The organism is Saccharothrix australiensis (assembly GCF_003634935.1).
GTDB classification, from domain to species: domain Bacteria; phylum Actinomycetota; class Actinomycetes; order Mycobacteriales; family Pseudonocardiaceae; genus Actinosynnema; species Actinosynnema australiense.
In genome coordinates, this window is the sequence record NZ_RBXO01000001.1 from 1,846,633 (window position 1) to 1,866,273 (window position 19,641).

General features: G+C 74.2%; 19 protein-coding genes. 15 read left to right on the forward strand and 4 right to left on the reverse strand.

Annotation, left to right across the window (positions count from 1 at the left end; genetic code table 11):
* The first annotated feature begins 24 nt into the window (after positions 1-24).
* From C8E97_RS08775 to C8E97_RS08795, 5 genes are all read left to right on the forward strand, one after another.
* Positions 25-1,128, forward strand: coding sequence for an FAD-dependent monooxygenase (locus C8E97_RS08775; RefSeq protein WP_121003319.1), 1,104 nt, complete (start codon positions 25-27; stop codon positions 1,126-1,128).
* A gap of 197 nt (positions 1,129-1,325) precedes the next feature.
* Complete coding sequence (locus C8E97_RS08780) at positions 1,326-2,477, forward strand: nitric oxide synthase oxygenase (RefSeq protein ID WP_121003321.1); 1,152 nt, start codon at positions 1,326-1,328, stop codon at positions 2,475-2,477.
* Between the two features lie 94 nt (positions 2,478-2,571).
* Complete coding sequence (locus C8E97_RS08785) at positions 2,572-3,681, forward strand: NAD(P) transhydrogenase subunit alpha (RefSeq protein WP_170211700.1); 1,110 nt, start codon at positions 2,572-2,574, stop codon at positions 3,679-3,681.
* The gene (locus C8E97_RS08790; protein ID WP_246018767.1) at positions 3,678-3,953 is read left to right on the forward strand and encodes an NAD(P) transhydrogenase subunit alpha part 2; all 276 of its coding nucleotides are present in this window, start codon (positions 3,678-3,680) and stop codon (positions 3,951-3,953) included. The genes C8E97_RS08785 and C8E97_RS08790 overlap by 4 nt, the downstream gene beginning before the upstream one ends.
* On the forward strand, positions 3,950-5,308 hold the full coding sequence (locus tag C8E97_RS08795; RefSeq protein WP_121003325.1) for an NAD(P)(+) transhydrogenase (Re/Si-specific) subunit beta: 1,359 nt from the start codon (positions 3,950-3,952) through the stop codon (positions 5,306-5,308). Before C8E97_RS08790 ends, C8E97_RS08795 begins: the two co-directional genes overlap by 4 nt.
* A gap of 39 nt (positions 5,309-5,347) precedes the next feature.
* Here the strand turns inward: C8E97_RS08795 and C8E97_RS08800 are convergent, their stop codons facing one another.
* On the reverse strand, positions 5,348-7,381 hold the full coding sequence (locus tag C8E97_RS08800) for a bifunctional diguanylate cyclase/phosphodiesterase (RefSeq protein WP_121003327.1): 2,034 nt from the start codon (positions 7,379-7,381) through the stop codon (positions 5,348-5,350).
* Between the two features lie 6 nt (positions 7,382-7,387).
* The gene (locus C8E97_RS08805) at positions 7,388-8,197 is read right to left on the reverse strand and encodes an SAM-dependent methyltransferase (protein ID WP_121003329.1); all 810 of its coding nucleotides are present in this window, start codon (positions 8,195-8,197) and stop codon (positions 7,388-7,390) included.
* A 186-nt stretch (positions 8,198-8,383) separates the two neighbouring features.
* Here C8E97_RS08805 and C8E97_RS08810 point away from each other — a divergent pair, with 186 nt between their 5' ends.
* Genes C8E97_RS08810 through crcB form a run of 3 tightly spaced genes read left to right on the forward strand, consistent with a single transcriptional unit; the run spans position 8,384 to position 9,652 of the window.
* On the forward strand, positions 8,384-8,821 hold the full coding sequence (locus tag C8E97_RS08810; protein WP_121011137.1) for a MarR family winged helix-turn-helix transcriptional regulator: 438 nt from the start codon (positions 8,384-8,386) through the stop codon (positions 8,819-8,821).
* Positions 8,811-9,311 (forward strand): fluoride efflux transporter FluC, encoded by a 501-nt coding sequence (locus C8E97_RS08815; protein WP_246018768.1) that lies wholly within the window; start codon positions 8,811-8,813, stop codon positions 9,309-9,311. Before C8E97_RS08810 ends, C8E97_RS08815 begins: the two co-directional genes overlap by 11 nt.
* Positions 9,308-9,652, forward strand: a complete 345-nt coding sequence (gene crcB, locus C8E97_RS08820; protein ID WP_121003331.1) for a fluoride efflux transporter CrcB — start codon at positions 9,308-9,310, stop codon at positions 9,650-9,652. Before C8E97_RS08815 ends, crcB begins: the two co-directional genes overlap by 4 nt.
* Before the next feature lie 3 nt (positions 9,653-9,655).
* Here the strand turns inward: crcB and C8E97_RS08825 are convergent, their stop codons facing one another.
* Positions 9,656-11,908: a HelD family protein gene (locus C8E97_RS08825; protein ID WP_121003333.1), complete on the reverse strand. Its 2,253-nt coding sequence runs from the start codon at positions 11,906-11,908 to the stop codon at positions 9,656-9,658.
* A 179-nt stretch (positions 11,909-12,087) separates the two neighbouring features.
* Between C8E97_RS08825 and C8E97_RS08830 the strand changes: the two genes are divergently transcribed.
* The 5 genes from C8E97_RS08830 (at position 12,088) to C8E97_RS08850 (ending at position 16,744) form a co-directional block, all read left to right on the forward strand.
* The gene (locus tag C8E97_RS08830) at positions 12,088-12,984 is read left to right on the forward strand and encodes an NAD(P)-dependent oxidoreductase (RefSeq protein ID WP_121003335.1); all 897 of its coding nucleotides are present in this window, start codon (positions 12,088-12,090) and stop codon (positions 12,982-12,984) included.
* A gap of 178 nt (positions 12,985-13,162) precedes the next feature.
* Positions 13,163-13,849, forward strand: coding sequence for a hypothetical protein (locus C8E97_RS08835; RefSeq protein WP_246018769.1), 687 nt, complete (start codon positions 13,163-13,165; stop codon positions 13,847-13,849).
* A 228-nt stretch (positions 13,850-14,077) separates the two neighbouring features.
* Positions 14,078-14,722 carry a TetR/AcrR family transcriptional regulator gene (locus tag C8E97_RS08840; protein WP_246018770.1) on the forward strand — a complete coding sequence of 215 codons (645 nt, stop codon included), beginning with the start codon at positions 14,078-14,080 and terminating at the stop codon, positions 14,720-14,722.
* A gap of 68 nt (positions 14,723-14,790) precedes the next feature.
* Positions 14,791-16,167, forward strand: a complete 1,377-nt coding sequence (locus C8E97_RS08845) for a dihydrolipoyl dehydrogenase family protein (protein WP_121003339.1) — start codon at positions 14,791-14,793, stop codon at positions 16,165-16,167.
* 205 nt (positions 16,168-16,372) lie between these two features.
* Positions 16,373-16,744, forward strand: coding sequence for a hypothetical protein (locus C8E97_RS08850; protein ID WP_121003341.1), 372 nt, complete (start codon positions 16,373-16,375; stop codon positions 16,742-16,744).
* 145 nt (positions 16,745-16,889) lie between these two features.
* On the opposite strand, the gene C8E97_RS08855 is transcribed toward C8E97_RS08850, so the two are convergent.
* Positions 16,890-18,137, reverse strand: a complete 1,248-nt coding sequence (locus C8E97_RS08855) for a hypothetical protein (RefSeq protein ID WP_121003343.1) — start codon at positions 18,135-18,137, stop codon at positions 16,890-16,892.
* 71 nt (positions 18,138-18,208) lie between these two features.
* On the opposite strand from C8E97_RS08855, the gene C8E97_RS34370 reads away from it, so the two are divergent.
* A complete protein-coding gene (locus tag C8E97_RS34370; protein WP_170211702.1) occupies positions 18,209-18,382 on the forward strand; it encodes a hypothetical protein in 174 nt (57 codons plus the stop codon).
* Positions 18,383-18,622: 240 nt separating this feature from the next.
* Positions 18,623-19,126 carry a DUF3145 domain-containing protein gene (locus C8E97_RS08860; RefSeq protein WP_121003345.1) on the forward strand — a complete coding sequence of 168 codons (504 nt, stop codon included), beginning with the start codon at positions 18,623-18,625 and terminating at the stop codon, positions 19,124-19,126.
* The last annotated feature ends 515 nt before the right edge of the window (positions 19,127-19,641 follow it).

Below are 19,641 nucleotides of genomic sequence, written 5' to 3' on the forward strand. Positions count from 1 at the left end.
ACAGGTGTAGAAGCGGGGGCGGTCATGCGTGCGGTGGTGGTCGGTGGTGGTCTCGGTGGTGTCGCGGCGGCGGTGGCGCTGCGCGTGGTCGGGTGGGAGGTCGTCGTGCTGGAGCGGGCGGCCGAGTTCGGCGAGGTCGGCGCGGGTGTGGGCGTGATGCCGAACGCCCTGCGGGCGCTGCGCGCGCTGGGGCTGGAGGACGCCGTGCGCGCGATCGGCACGCCGCGCGTGTCGAGCGGCGTCCGGGACCGGCGGGGCCGCCCGCTGTTCCGCGTCGACGCCGCCGAGGCGGAGCACGTCGTCGCCGTGCACCGGGCGGACCTGCACCGGGTGTTGCGGTCGGCGCTGCCGGCGCGGTGCCTGGTCACCGACACCGAGGTCGCCTCGGCGGACGACGTGGACGCCGACCTGGTGGTCGCGGCGGACGGCATCCGCAGCCGGCTCCGGGCGGAGCTGTTCCCCGGCCACCCCGGACCGGTGTACGCGGGCACGACGGCGTGGCGCAGCGTGACCGAGGCGCGGTTCCCGCGCGACCTGGAGCTGAGCCAGACGCTCGGGCCGGGCACGGAGTTCGGCGTGCTGCCCTTGGGCGACGGCCGGGTGTGCTGGTACGCGGCGACGGTCGCGCCGGAGGGCGGGCGGGAGGCCGACGAGTTGGCGCGGGTGCGCGAGGTGGTGGGCGACTGGCACGACCCGATCCCGGCCCTGCTGGCCGCGACACCGCCCGAGACCCTGCTGCGGCACGACATCCACGAGCTGGCCGCGCCGCTGCCCGCCTTCGTGCGCGGCCGGGTGGCGCTGCTCGGCGACGCCGCCCACGCCATGACGCCCTACCTGGGGCAGGGCGCCTGCATGGCCTTCGAGGACGCCGTGGTGCTGGCGGCCGCGTGCGCCCGGCACACCGCGGTGCCGTCGGCGCTCGCGGCCTACGACCGGGCGCGCCGGCCGCGCGCGCAGGCGATCGTCCGCGCGTCGCGGCTCGCCGGCCGGTTCGGGCACCGGCTGCGCCACCCGCTGGCGGTGGCCGCGCGGGACGCCGCCGTGCGGGCGATCCCGACGAGCGTGACCCTGCGGGGCGCCGAGCGGTTCCTGGCGTGGGAACCGCCGGCCCTGTCACCCGATCGGTGAAGCCTTGGTGATGTAAATCACGGATCACCACCGTGATTCGGGCGAGTAACGATCCGGTAACACTCGTTTGCCCAGGGTCGCTCACACTTCCGCGCGATCAAGCACTCACCGTGTGGTGTCGATCGCCCGGCGTGGTGGCTCCCCGTGATCGACACGGCGGTGCGGGCACCGCCGCCGGGCAACTACGGTGTCGCGGCATGGCCCCCGTCCCCTCGTGCCCGACTGAAGCCATCCCCCTGCACACCACCCGCGTCGACCTCGCCGAGGCCGTCGACTTCGTCCGCCTGCACCACGCCGAGCACCCGGAAGCAGGACCCGTCGAGCGCCGGTTGGCGGCGGTGCGCGCGGAGGTCGCCGCGACCGGCACCTACCGCCACACGCCCGCCGAGCTGGCCTTCGGGGCGCGCGTCGCCTGGCGCAACAGCGCCCGCTGCATCGGCCGCCTGTACTGGCGCAGCCTCAAGGTCCGCGACCTGAGGGACCTGCGCGACCCGAAAGAGGTCGCCGACGAGTGCGTCGAGCACCTGAGGCTCGCGACCAACGGCGGTCGCGTCCGCCCCGTCATCACCGTGTTCGCCCCCGACGAGCCGGGCAGGCCGGGCCCGCGCATCCGCAACGACCAGCTGATCCGGTACGCGGGCTACCGGGGTCGGGACGGCGGCGTGCTCGGCGACCGCCGCAACACCGCCCTGACCGACGCCGCCCTCGCGCACGGCTGGCGCCCGCCGACGCCGCGCGGGCCGTTCGACGTGCTGCCGCTCATCGTCGAGCGCGAGGACGCCGAGCCGGCGGTGGTGGAGCTGCCCCGCGACGCCGTGCTGGAGGTGCCGATGAGCCACCCGGAGTACCCGTGGCTCGCGCGGCTCGGGCTCAAGTGGCACGCCGTGCCCGCGATCAGCGACATGCGGCTGCGGATCGGCGGCGTCGACTACCCGGCCGCCCCGTTCAACGGCTGGTACATGGGCACCGAGATCGGCGCGCGCAACTTCGCCGACACCGACCGCTACGACCTGCTGCCCTACCTGGGCAGGCGGATGGGGTTGGACACCTCCGACGTGCGGACCCTGTGGAAGGACCGGGTGCTGGTGGAGCTGAACCGGGCGGTGCTGCACTCGTTCGCGAGCGCGGGCGTCACCATCACCGACCACCACACCGAGTCGGACCGCTTCCTGACGCACCTGCGCCGGGAGGAGGAGGCCGGCCGGTCGTGCCCGGCCGACTGGACGTGGATCGTCCCGCCCCTGTCCGGCGGGATCACCAGCGTGTTCCACCGGTACTACGACAAGGGCGAGCTGGTGCCGAACTTCTTCCCCGCCGGCACGAAGGGCGTCTGCCCGGTCATCCACTGACGCCGCGCCGCACCCGCCCGCAGTACGTCCGTCCGGTTAACGTCAACGGCGTGGTGTGGTGTGGATCACCTTTGATCGACTACTGTGCCGTTTCGTGAGAGTGGGCATTCCCGCGGAGTCGCGGCCCGCCGAGCGCCGCGTGGCAGGTCTACCCGAGACGGTGGCCTCGCTGATCGGCGCAGGTCTCGCGGTGGAGGTGCAATCCGGCGCGGGCGCGCACGCCCACGCCTCGGACGCCGCCTACCGCTCGGCGGGCGCCGAGATCGTCCCCGACCACCCCGCCGGCCGGGCCGACGTCGTCACCTCCGTGCAGCCGCTGGACCCGGACCGGGCACGGCTGCTGCGCGCGGGCGACATCACCGTCAGCTTCCTCCAGCCGGCCGCCGAGCTGGACCTCGTCCGCGTCCTCGCCGACCGCGGTGTCACCGCGTTCAGCCTGGACCTGCTGCCCCGCGTGACGCGGGCGCAGAGCGCGGACGCCCTGTCCTCGCAGGCCCTCGTCGCGGGATACCGGGCGGTCCTGCTGGCCGCCGGGCGGCTGCCGCGCTTCCTGCCGATGTTCACCACGGCCGCCGGCACCGTGCCGCCCGCCAAGGTGCTCGTGCTCGGCGCGGGCGTGGCCGGCCTCCAGGCCATCGCCACCGCCCGCCGGCTCGGCGCCGTCGTGGAGGCGTACGACGTGCGCAGGGCCGCCGCCGAGGAGGTGCGCAGCCTCGGCGCGAAGTTCCTCGAACTCGACCTGGAGACCCAGGACGGCGTCTACGCGGCCGAGCAGTCCGAGACCCACCTGGAGCGCCAGCGCGAGCTGATCGCGGAGCGCGTCGCCGCGAGCGACGTCGTGATCTCCACCGCCGCCGTGCCGGGCCGCAAGGCGCCGGTGCTGGTCACCACCGACATGCTCAAGGCGATGGCGCCGGGGTCCGTGGTGGTCGACCTGGCGGCCGAGTCGGGCGGCAACGTCGTGGGCTCCGCGCCCGGTGAGGACGTGTGGGTCGGCGACGTGCTGGTGCACGGCGCGCGGAACCTGCCGAGCGGGATGCCCGCGCACGCCAGCCGCCTGTACGCGAAGAACGTCGCCAACCTGCTCGCCCTGATGACCGCGGACGGGCGGGTCGAGCCGGACCTGACCGACGAGGTGCTGTCCGGCGCCTGCCTCACCCACGCCGGCGAAGTCCGGCACGCGCCCACCAGGGAGCTGCTGTGATCGACCTGCTGACGATCTTCGTGCTGGCCGTGTTCGTCGGTTTCGAGGTGGTCTCGAAGGTCTCGACGATCCTGCACACCCCGCTGATGTCCGGCGCGAACGCGATCCACGGCGTGATCCTGGTCGGCGCGATCCTGATCACCGGCCAGGCCGACGGCGGCGTCGCGCTCGCCCTCGGCCTGCTCGCCGTCTTCCTGGCCACGGTCAACGTGGTCGGCGGGTTCGTCGTGACCGACCGGATGCTGGAGATGTTCAAGGGGCACAAGCGATGAACTGGGTCCAGCTCGCCTACCTGGCCGCCGCCCTGTGCTTCATCCTGGCGCTGAAGGGCCTCAGCACGCCGAAGTACGCCCGCGCGGGCAACCTGGTCGGCGCGGCCGGCATGGCCCTGGCCGTCGTCACCGCGTACACGACGATCGAGCGGAACGGGCTGCTCGTCCTGGTCGCCGTGGCGGCGGGCACCGCCGTCGGCATCCCGGCGGCCCGGCAGGTCAAGATGACCGCCATCCCGCAGATGGTGGCGCTGTTCAACGGCGTCGGCGGCGCGGCGGCGGCCCTCGTGGCGCTGGCCGAGTTCGTGGCGGTCGGCGGGGCGGGCGTGCTGTTCGCCGTCGCGACCGTGCTGACCGTCCTGATCGGCGCGGTGAGCTTCTCCGGCAGCGTCGTCACGTTCCTCAAGCTCCAGGAGGTCATGACCACCCGACCGGTGCTGCTGCCCGCCGGGCAGGTGCTCGGCGTCGGCGTGGCGGTGGTCAGCGCGCTGCTCGCGCTGGCCGTGCTGGTCACCGGCTCGGGCCCGCTGCTGGTGCTGCTGGCCGTCGCCGGGCTCGCGCTCGGCGTGCTGTTCGTGCTGCCGGTGGGCGGCGCGGACGTGCCGATCGCGATCTCGCTGCTCAACGCGTTCACCGGGCTCGCGGTCGCCGCGTCCGGCTACGTGCTGGGCAACACGCTGCTGATCGTCGCGGGCACGCTGGTCGGCGCGTCCGGCACCATCCTGACCCGGCTGATGGCGCAGGCGATGGGTCGCTCGCTGCCGAACATCCTGTTCGGCGCGTTCAAGGCGACGCCGCCCGGCGCCGCGTCCGGCGAGCAGCGCACGGTGCGCGCCGGCACGGTCGAGGACGTCGCGATCCTGCTGGGCTACGCGCACTCCGTGCTCGTGGTGCCCGGCTACGGGCTGGCCGTGGCGCAGGCGCAGCACGCGGCGCGGGAGCTGGCCCAGCTGCTGGAGTCGCGCGGCATCACCGTCGACTACGGCATCCACCCGGTGGCGGGCCGGATGCCGGGGCACATGAACGTGCTGCTCGCGGAGGCCGACGTGCCCTACGAGCACCTGAAGGAGCTGGACGACGTCAACCCCGGCATCGGCAGCGTCGACGTGGTGCTGGTGGTCGGCGCGAACGACGTGGTCAACCCCGGCGCGCGGGACGAGCCGTCCAGCCCGATCTACGGGATGCCGATCTTCGACGTGGACCGGGCGAAGGCCGTGGTGTTCATGAAGCGCTCGATGCGGCCCGGTTTCGCGGGCGTGGACAACAGCCTGCTGTACCACCCGAAGACGACCCTGCTGTTCGGTGACGCCAAGGACTCGCTGACCAAGCTGCTGGCGGCGGTGAAGCAGGTCTAGCGGCCGGCGCGCGGTCGGGAGCCCCGGAACGCGGTGGCGCTACAGCTCGTAGCCCGGCACGGCCGGACCGGTGAACGGCCCGTACGCGCCGTCTGCGCCGAGGTCGCGCCACCACCCGGCGATCTCCCTGGTCGGGACGTCCGGCACGTGCACCGCGACACCGGACTCGCGGATGGTGCGCACCAGGCCGGCGATCGCCCGGTGCGGCGGCGACCCGCGCCGCTCGGCGAGCCGGCGCACCACGGACGGCGCGAACACCACCGCGTCGACGGACAGCTCGTCGAGCAGGGACAGCTCGGCCTGACCGCCGTTGAACCCGGCCAGCCCGACCGCGATCCCGTTGTCCCGCAACACCTGCGCGTTGTCGCCGCCCTCGGCGAGCATCGACCGGGTGTCCAGGAGCAGCCGCAGGTCCGCACCGGGTAACCCGGTGCCGTCCAGGGTGCGCTTCACCGTGCCGACCAGGTCCTCGTCGCGGGACTGCATCGGCGACAGCTCGACGTGCAGCGGGCCGGCCGACCACCCGGCGGCGGCCTCGGCCGCCTCGCCCAGCGCCCACTGGCCCAGCGCGAGCGACAGCCCGTTGGCCTCGGCCAGGTCCACGCAGTCGGCGTGCTCCAGCTCGTCCCACCGCAGCCTGGCCAGGTGCCCGAACGGCTTGCCGGACACCAGGTCCACCACCGGCCGGAACTCGACCTCCAGCTCGCGGTCGGCCAGCGCGCCGGGCATCCGCGCGGCACGGGCCAGCCGCGCCCGGCTCCGCAGGTCCTCGTGCCGGTCGTAGGGCAGCCACTGCCGCTTGCCGTTCGCCTTCGCCCGGTGCAGGGTCGCGTTCGCCGCGCGCAGCAGCTCGTCGACGCCCCAGTCCGCCGACGGCCGGTCCACGACGCCGATGCTCGCCGACAGCGCCGCGCCGCACTCCATCGGCACGGCGAGCGCGGCGTTGATCCGCTCCACCACCTCCGGCACGCCGGGCGTGGTCGGCGCGTGGGACACCACGACGGCGAACTCGTCGCCGCCGATCCGCGCCACCACGGCGTCCTCGCCCGCGAACACGCCTTCGAGCCGCCGGGCGACGACGCGCAGCACCCGGTCGCCGACCACGTGCCCCAGGCCGTTGTTCACCACCGAGAACGCGTCCAGGTCCAGGTGGTACAGGGTGATCCCGTCCCGCGCGGACCCGTGCATGGCCTCCAGCCTGGTCACGAAGTGCTGCCGGTTGGACAGCCCGGTGAGCGAGTCGTGCAGCAGCTGGAAGTCGAGGCTCTTCTGAAGCAGGTGCAGCTCGGTGACGTCCTCGGCCATCGTCACGTGGTACGCGGGCCCGCCGTCCGCGTCCCGCAGCAGCGACACCGCCAGGTGCACCCACACGGGTTCGCCGTCGGCGCGCACCAGCCGCCGCTGCTCGCGGAACCGGTCGAGCCGGCCCGCGGCGGCGGCCCGGTACCCGGCCGACAGCGCCTCCGCGTCCGCCGGGTGGAACAGCTCGGTCAGCCGCCGACCGGTCAGCCGCTCGTGCGGGGTGCCGAGCATCTCGCCCAGCGCCTCGTTCGCCTCGACGCACACCCCTTGCAGGTCGGTGATGGCGATGCCGAACCCCGACGTGGTGAACAGCTCCCGGAACCGCGCCTCGCTGACCCGCAGCACGCGCTCCACCCGCCGCTTGGCCGCCAGCAGCGCCCACTTGACCTCTTCCTGCTGGTCGAACGCGTCCATCCGCATGGCGTTGGCGAAACCCGCGCCGACGCCGCCGAGGATGGCGACGACCCGCTCCGCCAGCCGCGGCACGTCGCGCAGCTCCGGCGCGAGCAGCAGGGCGCGGCCCAGCACGTCGACCGTGCGGCGGAGGGTCTCCCGGCCGGTGAAGCGCTCGCGCACCAGCCGTTCGCCGACCGGCTCGACCGGGTCGGCGGTGAACGGCTCGGCCCGCGCGGCGTCCGCGACCACGTCCACCAGGTCGAGCAGGAGCAGCTCGATCTCGGTCGGCGACAGGGGCACGTAGGCCGTCGGGTACACGGCCCGCATCCAGTCCCGCGCGAGGTCCCGCCGCCATGATCTAGCGGGTGGGGGCATGTCGGCTCACTTCTTGTGACCCACCCCGGCGAAGATGCCCGCGTGGCCGGGGTCGCCGTCCTCGACGGCGCCCTCCTCCGGCCGCCACAGCGGCAGGGGCACCACGCCCGGCGGCACGATGTCGAAGCCCTCGAACAGCTCGGTGATCTCCGCGTGGGTGCGCGGGTACATCGGGTCCGAGCTCTTCTTCATCACCTCGACGATCCCGGCCATCTCGGCGGGCTGGAGGTCGGAGGTGAACTGGGACAGCGCCAACCCGCTGCCCGGCGCGACGGCGTCCCGGTAGGCGGCGACGACCCCCTTCGGGTCCTTGTCCGGCGGCACGAAGTGGAAGACGCCGACGGTGAGCACGCCGATCGGCTCGGCGAAGTCCAGCAGGCCGGTGGCGTCGGCGGCGGCCAGCACGGCGTCCGGGTCGGTCATGTCCTCCTGGAGGATCGTGGCCAGGGGGTCGTCCTTCAGCAGCATCCGGCTGTGCGCGACGGCGACGGCCTCGTAGTCGACGTACACGACCCGCGACTCGGGCGCGGCCTTGCGGGCGATCTCGTGCACGTTGCCGACGGTCGGGATGCCCGAGCCCAGGTCCAGGAACTGGCGGACGCCGTGGTCGACCAGGTGCAGCACGGCGCGCCGCAGGAACGCGCGGTTCAGCCGGGCGATGGTGCGCGCGTTGGGCTGGGCCAGCAGGAACTTCTCGGCGAGCGCGCGGTCGGCCGCGAAGTTGTGGCCGCCGCCGAGGAGGTAGTCGTAGAGCCTGGCGGCGCTGGGCAGCCCGACGTCGACGCTGTCCGGCACCCACTCCATGCGTTCCGACACGCCCGCACCCCATCCGAATTCCACGTCGGCGGGACCAGCCCCTGCTCCCGCGCGTGGAGGTTACTGAGGGAAGCCGCGCCAGGGCAGTGCCCGACGGCGCTTCGCCCTGAACGGCGTAGTGCCGGGACGGGTTTCCCGCGATGCGGACACCCCGTCCGAGGCGTGCGAAACCAGTACCATTTGCGCATGTCAGACGAGGCACGCACGCTCACCGACGTCGTCACCAGGCTGCGCCGGGCGCTGCGCACCAGCATCCGGTCGGAATGGCCGTGGGACTCGCTGCCGATGGCCCAGGTGGAGCTGCTCCAGACGCTGGCCGAGCGCCCCCCGATGCGCGTCGGCGACCTCGCGGCGGAGCTGCGGCTCGCGCCCAACACCGTGAGCGGGCTGGTGGGCCAGCTCATCGAGGGCGGTCTGGTGGCGCGCGGCGGCGACCCGTCGGACCGGCGCGTGGCGCGGCTGTCGGTGACACCGCTGGGCCACGAGCAACTGGCGGTCTGGCAGGCGGCGCACGAGAAGCGCATCGGCTCGGCGCTGGACCGGTTGGAGCCGGGTGAGCGGGACGACGTGGTGCGGGCGTTGTCGGCGCTGGACCACCTGGTGGACCACCTGCGTGCCCACTGAACCCGGACGTCCGGGCCCGGCCGGCGGTGCCGACCGGTCCGGCGGTGCGGACCCGGCCGGCGGCGTGGAGGCGGCTGGTGGTGCGGAGGCGGCCGGTCCGGGCGCGGCCGGCGGCGCGGGGCCGGTCGGTGGTCCCGCGCCGGCGGGCGGCTCGGCGCGCGTGCTGCTGGTCGTCGCGCTCGGTGGCGGACTGGGCGGCCTCGCCCGGTACGCGTTCGCCGGACTCGGCACGGCCGGGACGATCGCGGTCAACGTCCTCGGCTCGGCGCTGATCGGCGTGCTGATGGTGCTCGTGCCGCGCCTGCACCCGCTGGCGCGGCCGTTCCTCGGCGTCGGCGTGCTCGGCGGGTTCACCACCTTCTCGGCCTACGCCCTGGACGCGGTGCGGCTGGGCGGGCTCCGCGCCGCCGCCTACCTCCTGGCGGTCGTCGTCCTCGCCGTCGCCGCCACCGCGCTCGGCGCGGCCGTCACCCGGCGGGTGCTCCGGTGACGGTGCTGCTGGTGTTCGCCGGCTCGGCGCTCGGCGCGGTGGCCCGGTACCTGACCGACCGGTTCGTGCGGGGCAGGACCCGCGCGACCTTCCCGTGGGGCACGCTCGCCGTGAACGTGGTCGGCTCGTTGCTCCTCGGCTGCGTGGCCGGGGCCGACCCGGCGTGGGCGGCGTCGGTCGGCACCGGCTTCTGCGGGGGGCTGTCCACCTACAGCACGTTCAGCCACGAGACCGTCCGCCTGCTGGAGGACGGCCGGCACGGGCAGGCGCTGGTCAACGTCGCGGCGAACCTCGGCGCGGGCGTCGCGGCGGCGGCCGTCGGCTGCCTGCTCACGCGGTGACCGTCAGGCGGTGGCCTTCAGGCGGCTGAGCACCGGGGGCAGCTCGCCCTCGTGCACGACGCCGAGCCGCTGCGTGGCGCGGGTCAGCGCCACGTAGAGGTCGCTCGCGCCGCGGGGCGACTCGGCGAGGATGCCCGCCGGGTCGACCACCAGCACGGAGTCGAACTCCAGGCCCTTCGCGTCGGTCACGCCGAGGACCACCACCTGCGCCTCCAGGTCGTCCGACGCGCCGGGCACCAGCGCGCGCAGCGCCGCGACCGAGCCGGCGGGCACGATGACCGCCAGCTTGCCGTCGCCGATCGCGGCGACCTCCGCCGACACCAGCTCCGGCAGCGCCTCGGCGGCCGACGCGACCCGTCGGCTCCACGGCTCGTGCCCGCTGTCCCGCACGGACGTGGGCGGCACCAGGTCGGGGTCCACGCTCGCCAGCACGTCGGCGGCGACCGCCATGATCTCCGACGGCGTCCGGTAGTTCACCGTCAGCTCGGTCAGCTTCCAGCGGTCCATGACGTACGGGGACAGGACGTCGTGCCAGGAGGACGCGCCCGCGATGTCGCCGGTCTGGGCGATGTCGCCCACGACCGTCATCGACTTGCTGGGGCAGCGGCGCATCAGCGTCCGCCACGCCATCGCCGACAGCTCCTGCGCCTCGTCCACGATGACGTGCCCGAACGTCCAGGTCCGGTCCGCCGCCGCGCGTTCCGCCGCCGTCTCGTAGCGCTCGACGCCGTGCCGCTCGGCCAGCCGGTAGGCGTCCACCAGGTCGGTCGCCATCAGGATGTCCGGGTCGGCGTCGTCCTCCAGGTCCAGGATGTCCAGCACGCCCTGCGCGTAGTCGATCGCCTGCCGCCTGCGGCGTTCCGCCCGCGCCTTGGCCTCGGTGTCGTCCTCGCCGAGCAGCTCCGCCGCCTCGTCCAGCAGCGGCACGTCGGCGGGCGTCCACTCCGCGCCGCGCGGGCGCGCGAGCAGGGCGCGCTCCTCGGCGGTCAGCTTCGGCGTCGCCTTCGCCAGCAGCTTGGGCGTGGCGTACAGGTCCTCCAGCAGCTGCTGCGGGGTGAGCGTCGGCCACAGCCGCGCCACCACCGCCTGCACCTCGGGGTCCTCGCGCAGCTCGCGGCGGATGTCGTCGACGTCGGCCTGGTCCAGCAGGTGGCGGCCGAGCCGGGCGACGGCCTGGGCCGCCAGCGCCGAGATGATCTCCCGCTGGAACGTCCGGCGCGCCTCGTTGTGCGGGCGGCGGGTGCGCCGCGCGCGGCCCCGCGCCGCGGTGATCGTCCGGCGGTCCAGGCGCAGCACGTCCTGCTCGAAGGGGACCTCGACCAGGGCGGGCGCCTCCTGCCGGTCCTTGATCGCGTGCGCCACCACGTCGGCCATCCCGATGCGGCCCTTGAGCGCGGCCGTCTCGGCGGACTCGCGGCCGACCGCCGTCAGGCCGGGGAACAGCTCGCCCACCGTCGACAGCAGCACGCCGGTCTCGCCCAGCGACGGCAGCACCTGGGCGATGTAGCGCAGGAACGTCGCGTTCGGACCCACCACGAGCACGCCGCGCTTGGCGAGCTGCCTGCGGTGCGTGTAGAGCAGGTAGGCGGCCCGGTGCAGCGCGACCGCGGTCTTGCCGGTGCCCGGACCGCCCTGGACGACGACGACGCCGTTCAGCTCGGTGCGGATGATCCGGTCCTGCTCGGCCTGGATGGTGGCGACGATGTCGCCCATCTGGCCGGTGCGGCTCGCGCTCACCGCGGCCAGCAGGGTCGCCTCGCCGGTCAGCCCCTCCGAGGGGCGTGACGGGTCGACCGAGTCGATGTCGAGCACCTCGTCGTCGAACCCGACGACCTTGCGCTGCTTGGTGCGCAGGTGCCGGCGGCGGCGCACGCCGTCCGGCGCCGCCGCGGTGGCCAGGTAGAACGGCCGCGCGGCGGGCGCGCGCCAGTCCATGAGCAGCGGCTCGTACTCCTTGTCCTCGTCGAACAAGCCGATCCGGCCGATGTAGAAGCGGTCGTCGGTGTCGAAGTCCAGGCGGCCGAAGCACAGCCCGTTCTCCACCGCGCTGTACTGCGCCAACTGGTCGGAGTACAGGGCCACCGAGGTGTCCCGCTCCGAGCGCATCTGGTGCGTGCCACCGGTCTCCCGCAGCGCGCTCGCCAGCCGCTTGGAGCTCTGGTCGCGGAGGTCGTCCAGCCTGCCGTACAGCATCGACACGTATTCCTGCTCCGACTCGATGTCCGCGAGTCGGAGGTCGTCGGAGGGGCTTGACAACGTGCCTCATTTCTGGATAGCGTGTTTTATCGGGCTGTGTCGCAATCGCCTGATTCTTCTGCTTGCGCAGAAACTCCAATCTACACGGTCGGGTCGCGCTCCGCTGCCAGGTATCGCCGTCCCGCCGCCCCGTCCGGGGAGCGCCGGCAGCGCCACCGCGCGCGGGCCACGATGCACCCATGCGCCACGACCCGATCTCGGTGCTCGGCCTCGGCGCGATGGGGCGGCCGATGGCCCGCAACCTCGCCCGCGCCGGCTTCCCGGTGACCACCTGGAACCGCACGCCCGGCCGCGACGGGGAGGTCCGCGCCGCCGGGTGCCGGGCCGCGGCCACACCCGCCGACGCCGCCCTGCCCGTGGTGCTCACCGCGCTGCCGGACCTGCCGGACGTGGTGGCGCTGCTCGACCGCGCGGACGGCCTGCTCGCCGGGTGGCGCGCGGCGCGCGTCGAGCGGCCGCTGCTGGTGGTGGCGGGCACGCACGCGCCCGACGCGGTCCGGTCGCTCGGCGCTCGGCTCGCGGGGGAGGGCGTCGGCCTGGTCGACGCCCCGGTCGGCGGCGGTGAGGCCGAGGCGGACGCGGGGACGCTGACCGTCATGGTCGGCGGGCCGGCGGAGGACGTGCTGCGGCTCCAGCCGTACTTCAGCGCGCTCGGCGGGACGGTCCGCCACCTGGGCCCGCTCGGCGCGGGCCAGCTGGCCAAGGCGTGCGACCAGGTCGCGGTGGCGGCGGTGCTGGCGGGCGTGGCCGAGGCGCTCGCGCTGGCGGCGGCCGGCGGGCTCGACCCGGAGGCCCTGCTGGACGTGCTCGGCGGAGGGCTGGCGGGCGGCGCGGCGCTGGCGGCCAAGCGCGACCGGTGGCTCGCGCGCGACTTCTCACCCGGCGCGCGGGCGCGGCACCAGCTCGACGGCCTGGTGCTCGCCCTGGCGGCGGGCCGGGAGTCGGGCGTGCCGCTGCCGGTGACGGCCGCTGTCGAGCAGGTGTACAGCGCGATGTGCGCGCTGGGGTTCGGCGACGACGACCACAGCGGCGTCTGCCGGGTGTACGAGGTGCTGTCCCGGACGCACCGGCGGTGACGCGTGGCGCGGCCGTCGGCCCGGCGGCGCCGCGCGGTGCGGTGGTGCGGCGCGGTGCGGTGGTGCTGCGCGCGGGCTCGGCACGGCGGGTGAGGGCGCGCACCCGAAGAGCCGCACTCGGCGGGCACGTGGGTGAAAGCGGGCGCACCCGTGCGGTCGGCCCGGCACCCTGGGCAGGGTGAAGGAGCATCGCCGGGAACTGGTCCGGCTGAGCAGGCTCGCGGTGGACCGGCCGCGGTGGCAACTCGTCCTCGCCGCGCTCGTGTCGGCGTGGTCGCTGGCGTGGGTCGCGGGGCAGCCGTTCGGCGCGCCCGGACCCCTGGACGTGCTGGCGCGCCCGGTCGCGTGGGCGGGGCTGCCGACCGGGTGGCTCGACGCCGCGAGCGCGTGGTGCCAGGGCCGGACCGGGTGGCTGGCGGTCGCCGGCGGGCTGCTGTGGGCGATGACGAGCGCGCGGCAGCAGGTGTCGGCGCTCGGCGGGTGGCTCGCGGTGATGTGCGCGGCGGAGTCGGTCGGATATGGCGCGGTGCACCGGGCGCTGCTCACGTTCGCGGTGTTCCTCGTGGTCGTGGGGTTGGCGTCGATTCCGGGGCGGCGGGCGTTCGTGGTGGACCGGATCGCGATCATCCCGAAGGACGTCGCGCGGGCCGCCGCCACGGCGCTCGCGTTGTCCGCCGTGGTGCCGTTGATCGCTCCCGGCTTGCTGATCACCGGATTGCTGAAACCGTATGTGACGAGACCGCCACGCTCCCGTTCTGAACCGAAAGAACCGCCGGGGAAGTCAAGGTTCGATCACGCTTTGCCGACGCCGCGCGGCGAGGTGGGCGCCCCGGCGGCGGCGGGTTCGCGTCGGTCGCCCGGCTAGGCGCCGATCGCGGAGCGGCCGGCGATTGTCCGGTGGGCGATCGTTTCGTCGGCAATTGCTTTGCCGCATGGCCGGTGGCGGCGTTATTCGTGCGGCGCGGGATCGATCGAAGGTGAGTGTTTCTCACATGGTCGACCGCAGTCGTGCAGGTACGTGCGACGATCCGTGATGAAGCTGTCGCCAATCCTGTGTTTGGGCTTACCGGGCCGTATCCATCAAGATGATGGAGTGCATGAAAATCCCGCCGAAAACCGCTTAGCCAAGGTGATGCGCCGTCAGCCTGTCCAGCAGCGTGGCGCGGCCACGGTGACCGCCATTGTCGACGCGTGCGCGCAGCTGCTGAACGAGTACGACTACGACGACATCACCACAGCCCGGATCGTCGAGCTCGCCGGGGTGCCAATTGGATCGTTCTACCAATACTTCCCGGACAAGCGTTCTGTCGTGCACGCGTTGGCGCTGCGCGGCATGGAGGAGTACCTCACACGAGTCGAGACCCTCTTCACGGAAGGACAGTTGGCCGCGAACTGGCGGGAAGCGGTGCAGCAGGTCGTCGGCGTCTACCTGCGGATGCTGGCCGAATTGCCCGGTTTCGGCCGAGTGCGGTTCAGCGACCTGTTCGACGGGCACCACCTCGACGCCAGCGTCGACCAGTACGAGTTGATGGCGGAACGGCTCCGCGACCTGTTCGTCGACCGGTTCAAGGTGCGTGGCGACGCACCGGTCGCGTTGACGTTCCGGATGGCCACCCAGACCGCCGATGCCATGTTCAAGCTCGCCGAACGCGTCGAGCCCGACGAGCGCCAGGTGGTTCTCCGCACCGCCGACGGCGTGATCCTGCGCCTGCTCGCGGGCGTGTTCGACCCAGCTTGACACCGCTGCACCCCGCGTACGACTCCGCGTGACTTGCCGCCCCGGTCCAGGTGGTGTGGGGTGGACCGGTGGACGACTTCGACGTGATCGTGATCGGCGGCGGACCGGTGGGCGAGAACGCCGCCGCCCGGACCGCCGCCGGTGGCCTCCGGACCGCGTTGGTCGAGGCCGAGCGCTTCGGCGGCGAGTGCTCGTACTGGGCCTGCATGCCGAGCAAGGCGCTCCTGCGGCCCGGTCACGCGCTCGCCGCCGCCCGGCGCGTGCCCGGCGTGCCGGTCGGCGAGCGGCTGGACGTCGCGGCGGTGCTCGCGCGGCGCGACGCGTTCACCTCGAACTGGGACGACTCGGGCCAGGTCGAGTGGGCCGTCGGCGCGGGCCTGGAGGTCGTCCGGGGCCGCGGCAGGCTGGTCGGCGAGCGGCAGGTGGAGGTCGACGGGCGCGTGCTGACGGCGTCCCGCGCGGTGGTCGTGTGCACCGGCAGCGTGCCGCGCACCCCTCCGCTGCCGGGGCTGTCCGACGTGCCGCACTGGACTTCGCGGGACGCGACCTCGGCGCACGAGGTGCCGTCGTCGCTGGTCGTGCTGGGCGGTGGCGTGGTCGGTGTGGAGATGGCGCAGGCGTGGGCGCGCCTCGGCTCGGCGGTGACGCTGGTCGTCTCCGGCGAACGCCCGCTGCCCAGGTTCGAGCCGTTCGCGGGCGACCTGGTGACCGAGGGGCTGCGCGCGGACGGCGTGACCGTGCGCACGAACGTCCGCGCGACCGGCGCGTCCACCGCGGGCGGCGAGGCGGTGCTGGCGCTGTCGGACGGGTCCACCGCGTCCGGCGCGCACCTGCTGGTCGCGACCGGTCGGCAGCCCGCGACCTTCGACCTGGGCGTGGAGCGGTTCGGCCACACCGCGGGCGAGGCGCTGCCGGTGGACGACACCGGCCGGGTGGCGGGCCTGGACTGGCTGTACGCGGCGGGCGACGTGACCGGTCGCGCCCAGCTCACCCACCAGGGGAAGTACGCGGCCCGCGCCGTCGGCACGGCGATCGTCACGGGCGCACGGTCACCGGAGCCGTGGACCGCGCCGGTGGCCACCGCCGACCACACCGCCGTGCCGCAGGTCGTGTTCACCGACCCCGAGGTGGCGTCGGTCGGCTGGACCGAGGCGCGGGCGCGGGACGAGGGCCGGGACGTCCGCGTGGTCGACCTGGACATCGCGGTGGCGGGCTCCTCCCTGCACGCCGACGGCTACCGCGGCAAGGCGCGGATGATCGTGGACGAGCGGACCCGGACCCTGGTGGGCGTGACTTTCGTGGGCCCGGACACGGCCGAACTGCTCCACGCGGCCACGATCGCGATCGTGGGCGAGGTGACCGTGGACCGGCTTTGGCACGCGGTTCCCGCTTATCCGACGATCAGCGAGGTGTGGTTGCGCCTGTTGGAGGCGTACGGGCTCTGACGATTCCCGGTACCGCCGTCCAGCCGGGTGTGGACGGCGGGTCGGGCGGCGGCGTGGTGTTTTCGTTGACAATGCAAAAAGGTGGCCACGTCCGGTAGAACGCCGGTCACCCGCCGAAAGCGGCGTTGGGCCGACCGATGTACGGTTTCTGCGCCATTGGGTGTCAGATCCGAGAAGCGAGGGCTCCGCTCATTACACTGCGGAAGTGACCAGAGGAACCGTTGCCCTCGCGACCGCGGCGGTCCTGTGGTGCGCGTTCCTCATCGGCACCGCGTTCCTGCCCGACACCCCGGACTTCGCGCCCATCGCGGTGCACCTGCCGGGATTCCTGATCGTGCCGGTGGTGGCGTTCACCCTGTTCCGCGCGCGCAAGAACGCATTGCTGTGCCTGGCGCAGGTGCCGAAAGCGGTGCTGGGCCTCGGGTTCGCGATCGCCGTCGCCGGCTGGCTGTTCTGCTGCGGCGCGCTGTCGGGGCGGCCGGGTACGGAGATGCTGTGCACGGTGGCCGGCCTGGCGATCGTGCTGCACGTGGCGTTCGGGCTGATCGCCGTGGGCCTCGTGCGCGCGGGTCGCTGAGCGCCCGCGTCACCACGCGACCGCACGCCACCGCGCTCGAACTCCGGCTCGTCCCGGCGGTACGCCACCCGCTTGCCGCCGGCTCACCGCCGTGGTCCGGCGCGCCGCACCGGTCGCGGTCACCCGCCCCGCTCCGGGCACGCGGTCACTGGGTCGTCGGCAGGCGCAGCGCCTGCTCGACCAGCGCGGCGAGCCGGGGGTCGGCGGGGTCGGAGTCGCCCTCCGCCCACACCGCCTGGGTGATCCGCACCTGGGCGTTCTTCAGCGTCGCCCGGATCGCCGACCGGTCGAACGAGGGCGGGCCGCCCGGCCACGCTCTGCCCTCCTTCACCAGCGCGGTGATCCCGCCCGCGCCCGCCGTCGACGCGACCCGGTGGAACTCGCCCGCCCGCGCGGCGTCCGGCAGGTTCAGCTCGGCCACCGCCACGCCGACCCGGCGCCCGTCGACCGCCGTCTCGTACTGCGCCCGGCGCAGTTGCAGGCACAGGTGCCCCGACAGCCACGCCTGCACGTCGCCGAACGCGTGCTTCGCGCAGTCCTCCGTCCGGTCCGCGCCCTTGGGCGCGAAGTTGCGGCCGTCCACCACCACGGTGGTCGGCCGCGGCGTCGTCGGTGCGGCGGAGGAGGCGGCCTCCGGCTTGCCGCCCGCGGTCAGCGTGAGGACCAGGGCGATCACCACCAGCACCGCCACCACGGCCGCCACCGCGTACGGCAGCCACTTCGGCTTCCGGCGGGCGGGCGCGACCCTGGGCAGGTACACGGTGCTGGCCGACGCCAGGTCCGCCGCCGCGTCGGGGAAGCCCTCGGCCCGCAGTTGCCGGGTGTCCGGCGGCGTGCCGGTGGGCGCGAGCACGGCGAGCAGCCTCGCCGCGTGGTCGGCCGAGCAGGGCCGGTCGCTGGTGGCCAGCTCCCGCGCCGCCGCGAGCAGCGTGGTCGGCTTGGGGTGCAGCACGCGCACACCCCGGTTGAGGTCGACGGTCGGCTGCACGACCTGCGCCACGTAGGGCCCGACGGCCACCACGGTGGTCACCGGCAGCGGCTCGCCGCGCATCTGCTGGATGCGCCGGGCCACCGCCGTGGTCGCCGCCAGCGCCTCGGCGGCCGGGTTGGTCGCGCCGTCGGGACGGGTGAGCGGCCAGCCGTCGATCTTCCACTGGCCGGTGAGCGGCGCCTCCAGCCGCATGGCGGGGTCCGGCAGGTCGACGCCGACCACGACGAGCACCCCGCGCGGCAGCACGACCAGGGCGTCCAGCGCGCGCGGGCAGTCCGGTGGCGTCACGCCGAGCATGGCGACACCGCCCAGCACGGAGTCGCCCGCGCCGCACGTGCTCAGCGCGGCCCGCACGTCCACGCCGACCTGGGACGGCTCGGTACCGAGCCGGATCAGCCGCACAAGATCACACCGTTCCACACGGTCGAACACGGTAGCGCCGCAGGGGGCGCCTCGGCCGTTCGGATCGCGGGATGACACTTCCCGTGACCGCCATCACCGGAATGGACGTGTGCCGGGCCCTGACCGGCGCGACCGGCCTGCCGCTGGGCGGCGGCGACGTCGCCGGCACGGTGACCGACGGCCCGGCCGACCCGAGCGGGCCGCGTGGACGGGGTCGCGGCGGTTACCACTTCGAGGGCCATTGATCACGTGAACGTGTCGGAGTGATGTCGGAATGTGACCCTGTAGACCCCTCGGCGGGGTGCGGGGTCGCACATTAGGGTCGAAAGTCCTGTATCTGACCCGCCTGGGTGATGGACGTGCTGGTTCTTCTGGCGGACCGCTCCCACAACGGGCAGAATGACCAAGTCGGGAATTCGCAAGATCGTCCGCGCATCGACAGGCCGTAGGGGAAGACGTCCCTCGTCGAGTAGCGGAGGTCAGCTGTGAGCACCCGTGGCAGCACCAGTGGCGTGGTCTACGTCCACTCGTCGCCGTCTGCGGTCTGTCCGCACGTCGAGTGGGCGATCTCGGGCACCCTCGGCGAGCGCGTGGACCTGAAGTGGGCGGCGCAACCGGCCGCGCCGGGGCAGTTGCGCGCCGAGTGCGCCTGGACCGGCGAGGCCGGCACCGGCGCGCGGCTCGTGTCCGCGCTGCGCGCGTGGCCGATGCTGAGGTTCGAGGTCACCGAGGACCCGAGCCCCGGTGTCGACGGCGTCCGCTACTGCTTCGCGCCCGTGCTGGGCCTGTGGCACGCGCGGACCAGCGCGAACGGCGACATCGTCGTGTCCGAGGACCAGTTGCGGGCGTTGGCGGCGCGCAGCCGGGGCGGCGAGTCCTTCGCCCACGGCGTGGACGAGATCCTGGGCGCGGCCTGGGACGACGCCCTCGAACCGTTCCGGCGGGCGGGCGACGGCGCGCCGGTGACCTGGCTGCACCGCGTCGGCTGAGCACCGGCCGGACGCCCGCGCGCCACCCCGCCGACGGGGTGGCGCGCCCGCGCCGGCGTGGGGGAACCCAGTGGGACCTGCGGTCTTCCAGCGCGCCCACAGCACCTCGAACCCACCCCCGCGCCGCCACATCGATGCTGTTCCGCTGGTGCCCGCGCCGCCGCACCGGGCCCGCTGGTGCCCGCGCCGCCGCATCGATGCTGTTCCCGCTCGTGCCCGCCCGCCGCATCGGGCCTGCTCAGCCCCTGGTGCGCCAGGCACCTGCTCCGCCCGGCACCCGCTGAGTCCGGTACCGGGTGCGCCCGGCACCTGATGCGCCCGCGCCTGCACGCCGTCGCTGCCGCGCCGGCTGTCCGAGCGGCTCGACCGGGACCCGGTCGAACCGCGTCGCCCGCGCCGGCGCGCTGCAACCCCCGCACCGCCTGTCCGCGTCCCTGCCCCCGCTCGACGGGACGAGCCGGGGCGGAGCACCCCACGAATCCCGCCGGCCGTGCGCCCGGAAAAGCGCGCGGTAC

What these genes read in the sequence shown, in the direction of transcription:
- C8E97_RS34370 (WP_170211702.1), top strand. Translation starts at nt 18,209, where the DNA reads ATGACACTTCCCGTGACCGCCATCACCGGAATGGACGTGTGCCGGGCC.
- C8E97_RS08780 (WP_121003321.1), top strand. Translation starts at nt 1,326, where the DNA reads ATGGCCCCCGTCCCCTCGTGCCCGACTGAAGCCATCCCCCTGCACACC.
- C8E97_RS08795 (WP_121003325.1), top strand. Translation starts at nt 3,950, where the DNA reads ATGAACTGGGTCCAGCTCGCCTACCTGGCCGCCGCCCTGTGCTTCATC.
- C8E97_RS08800 (WP_121003327.1), bottom strand. Translation starts at nt 7,381, where the DNA reads ATGCCCCCACCCGCTAGATCATGGCGGCGGGACCTCGCGCGGGACTGG.
- C8E97_RS08830 (WP_121003335.1), top strand. Translation starts at nt 12,088, where the DNA reads ATGCGCCACGACCCGATCTCGGTGCTCGGCCTCGGCGCGATGGGGCGG.
- C8E97_RS08810 (WP_121011137.1), top strand. Translation starts at nt 8,384, where the DNA reads ATGTCAGACGAGGCACGCACGCTCACCGACGTCGTCACCAGGCTGCGC.
- C8E97_RS08775 (WP_121003319.1), top strand. Translation starts at nt 25, where the DNA reads ATGCGTGCGGTGGTGGTCGGTGGTGGTCTCGGTGGTGTCGCGGCGGCG.